3 protein-coding genes are annotated in these 3,674 nt (G+C 47.4%); 1 reads left to right on the top strand and 2 read right to left on the bottom strand.

Annotation, left to right across the window (positions count from 1 at the left end; genetic code table 11):
• A partial coding sequence (locus C230_RS22815; RefSeq protein ID WP_169332817.1) for a beta strand repeat-containing protein occupies positions 1-2,621 on the top strand: 2,621 nt, incomplete at its 5' end.
• Between the two features lie 43 nt (positions 2,622-2,664).
• Here the strand turns inward: C230_RS22815 and C230_RS23765 are convergent.
• Together C230_RS23765 and C230_RS18940 are read right to left on the bottom strand one after the other, a co-directional pair.
• Complete coding sequence (locus C230_RS23765) at positions 2,665-2,919, bottom strand: tyrosine-type recombinase/integrase (protein WP_407635565.1); 255 nt, start codon at positions 2,917-2,919, stop codon at positions 2,665-2,667.
• A 158-nt stretch (positions 2,920-3,077) separates the two neighbouring features.
• Positions 3,078-3,674, bottom strand: a 597-nt coding sequence (locus C230_RS18940; RefSeq protein WP_018130168.1) for a tyrosine-type recombinase/integrase, incomplete at its 5' end; no start/stop codon positions are given.

Below are 3,674 nucleotides of genomic sequence, written 5' to 3'. Positions count from 1 at the left end.
CGGTATCCGGTAACGGTGTAATCGACCAAAACGGGAACTTCGTAGGTACCGCTCCTGGTTCCGCAACCATCACCGCTGTAGCGGATGGCAAGACGCTGACGGAGACGGTGACGGTTTATGGTGCGGCTGCTGGCGTTAAGATTGATGTTCCGAAGGATCTTGCTGCAAGTGGTAAGTCCCATGAAACTCTCAATATTACTGTTGTAGATGCAAACGGAAATCCTGTTAACAACTTTAATGGTACGGTTGATGTTCAAATCGGGGGTACTGCTGCTAAATTGGCAAATTCCTCTACCACTGACTTTACTACTGGTACAACTAATTTGACCGGTGTAGCAGTAACGAACGGTGTTGCTACCGTTACTATTTACGGTGCATCTACTCCTGGTTTGAGCGATACGATTACCGTAAATAACGTAAAAGCAACTGGTGCGGCTAATGCACTTCCTAGCGTATATACAAGTGCAACGGTTAAAACTGTTGCTCAAGTAGCTACATCCATTAAGGTAACTGCTCCCACAGCGCTGGGTGTAAACATTGGTACCGAACAGGGTACTGTTTCCGCTCAGGTTCTCGACCAAGATGGTAACCCGATGGTTTCCGGAGTTTATCCTGTTACTTTCAAGATCTCTGGTCCTTCGGTAACCTTCTATGCTAACGGTGCGGCAACCACTCAAGATCAACCCGGTACTGTAGTAGGAAGCACAGCTGCTTCTGTTACTGTACAATCGGTTAAAGGTGTAACGGGCCAATCTACCGTAACCGTCATTAGCGGTAACCTGACTGGTTCTGCTACCATTAATGGTGTAGTTGCTGGTAATGCTGCTAAGTTGGCTCTTGCTCTTGGCACAAATGCAAAAGATAACTTTGTTCAGGGTGGTTCTACGACCTACACAGTAACGCTTCAAGACGCTGCAGGTAACAGTGTGTCGGGTACCATTCCTGCAACGGCTGTGGTGAAAGTAACGAATGCTGATGGAACACCGGCTACAAACATTAAGGTAGGTAGCACACCAGTTCCGAGCACTGGTAACGGTGTACCGTTGCCTGGAAGCGGAACCTTTACCATTAGCACTGTATCGGCTACTCCGCCAGTTGCTGCTGCAGGTACTTACAACGTTCAAGTTGTAGATTCTGCGACCAGTAATGCTTTGACAGCATCTTCTACACTGCAATTTACTGTTAAGGCTGACGTAGCAGATCACATTACAGCAACTGCTGCTAACGCATACGTACCTGCTTCGAACCCTGCTACAACTGTTAAAGTGCAAGTTGTCGACCAGTTCGGTAACCCAGTAGCTAAATCCGGTCAAGCGGTAACATTCTATGCAACACGTACTTCCGGTTCTACTGGAACGGCTACCCTGAACGGCGTCACTCAAGACGGTGTTTTTACATCTAATACCGTAACTGTAAATACTGACGGAAACGGTGTTGCAACTGTTTCGTTGGTACCGCAATCTTACACCGCAGCTTGGACGGTTACCGCACAAACATCTGGTTTGCCTGGTGGTAACAATGCAAATGCAGTTGTAAATGTATCTCCGATGGTTACTGCTAAACTGGGTGTAACCATTCAAGATACCGAAGCAACTAGTGCATACAACAACAGCAAAACAACTGCTGCTGCAGGCGACCATTTGAACATCACGATTCAACAGCAAGATCAGTATGGTAATCCGATCACAACTGGTCAAAACGACAGAGTGAAAGTTGTCTTCTCGCCGGCTAACGGAATTCAAGGATTGCCTACTTCTCCGTCTAACGTAACTGTAACCAGTGATACAACTGCTAATACAGTTACGTGGGAAGGTACTGTCAACGACATCAATACTGCTCTTAGTGCAGCTACAATGACTGCAGGTAAAGCCGGTGCAGTAAGTGTAACGGTAACCGATGAGTCTACTGCTGGAGTAAGCGGATCTGCTACAATTAATGTATTGGCACAAACCGTTGCTTCTAAAGTACGGGTACTGACACCGAACAATGATACCAACAAGTACACCGTTTCTACTGCGGGTGAAGTTGGTCCGTTCACAGTTCAATTGGTTGATGCGGGTGGTAACCCGACGGTTTACACCAGTGATCTGTATGTACCGGCAACTGTGATTGCGTCTCAAATCGCTGGCACAACTGCTAATGGTGCTACAGCAAACTCTACTGGTGTAGTATCCAGCACGGGAGTACGTACATCTGCAACTGGTGCTGATGCTTCATATGTGAAAATTCCTGCAGGTTCTACTCAAGTACAAGTTTGGGTAAATGTAACAACAACTGGTGATTTCTACGCAAATCCTGCAAAAGCAATCACCTCTATAGTAGGTTCTGTAGCTCAAGTTACTCTGACTGGTGGTACTTCTCCGATCGGAACTACCGCCCAAACGCTGACAATTACGACTAAGGATGCTCTGGGCAACCTTGTAGATGCTCCGACACTTCCGACCGTTGCAGTTACCGGCGGAACCGCATCTGCTTCTAACTTTGGTGCGGTAACGAAGACCAGTACTGGTACCTACACTGTGACCTTTACCGCTCCTGCTGCGGATACTGCTGGTACTGTATACAATATCACTGCTACAGCCAACAGCGTAACCAGCACTGCTGATTCTCTTACGAAGTAATAACTTCTAACAGCTAAGGGTCGGGACTTCAGTCCCGGCTCTTTTACATATCCAAAGCTTCAACTGCTCTACGCTTAACATCCTCGACGACACCGACGTATCTTGCTGTCGTCTGTATATTGAGAAGTTCTTTGATCACGGTTATATCCGCTTTAGACTTGCGAGCCAGCAAGGTAGCGAAAGTGTAACGGAAAATGTGAGGTAAGAATTGGCGATATGTTAGACCCGCCTTTTTAGCGTATACCATTATCGAATCACGTATGGAGCTTTCCCAAAGTGGTTTTTTAAGGAAACGAATTGGGAGTCTGTGCTACTGCTAATCACAATATTGGGTGAGACATTCATCATGAATTTGCTTTAATAGAGAGCATAGCGAGCTGGAATGTGACTCAGTACGATATTGTCGCTCTTATCTTGTTCAACGTAAGAGCGTGCTTTCCAGGTCTTCACCATTTTTTACATCTCCAACCCCTCCACCGCCCTCCTCTTATCCTCCTCCACAACCCCCACATATCGTGCCGTCGTCTGAATGTTGGAGTGACCGAGCAGCTCCTTGATGACCGTGATATCCGCTTTTGATTTTCGTGCCAAGAGAGTGGCAAATGTATACCGGAAAATGTGCGGGGACACCTGCCGATAGGTGAGGCCTGCTTTTTTGGCATATAGCATCGCTAAATCCCGGATGGCACTTTCCCATAAAGGATGGTGGCGTTGTGACACGAATAAATGGTCGCATTTGTGATCCTTCACCAGTTTTGGACGGACACTGGTGAGGTATTCATCGAGAAGCGTGCAAAGACTGCTTGCCAAAGGAACAACCCGATCCTTTTGGCCCTTTCCGTCACGGACGTAGAGAACCGCTTCTGCGAGATTGATGTCATGGACTGTCAAAGCGGAAAGTTCGGATGCACGAAGACCGGTCAAAAGCGCCAGCTGAAAGATGACAAAATCCCGTTTTCCGGTGATGGTAGATGGGTTGATGGCGTCAAAAAACCGCCTGATCTCATCCGCCCGCAGGGGATTGGGTTTGGTGGCGGGCAATTTGATTTGGGC

Origin of the sequence: Effusibacillus pohliae DSM 22757 (assembly GCF_000376225.1) — a bacterium.
Lineage (GTDB): Bacteria > Bacillota > Bacilli > Tumebacillales > Effusibacillaceae > Effusibacillus > Effusibacillus pohliae.
This window is presented reverse-complemented; position numbering and strand designations above follow the sequence as displayed.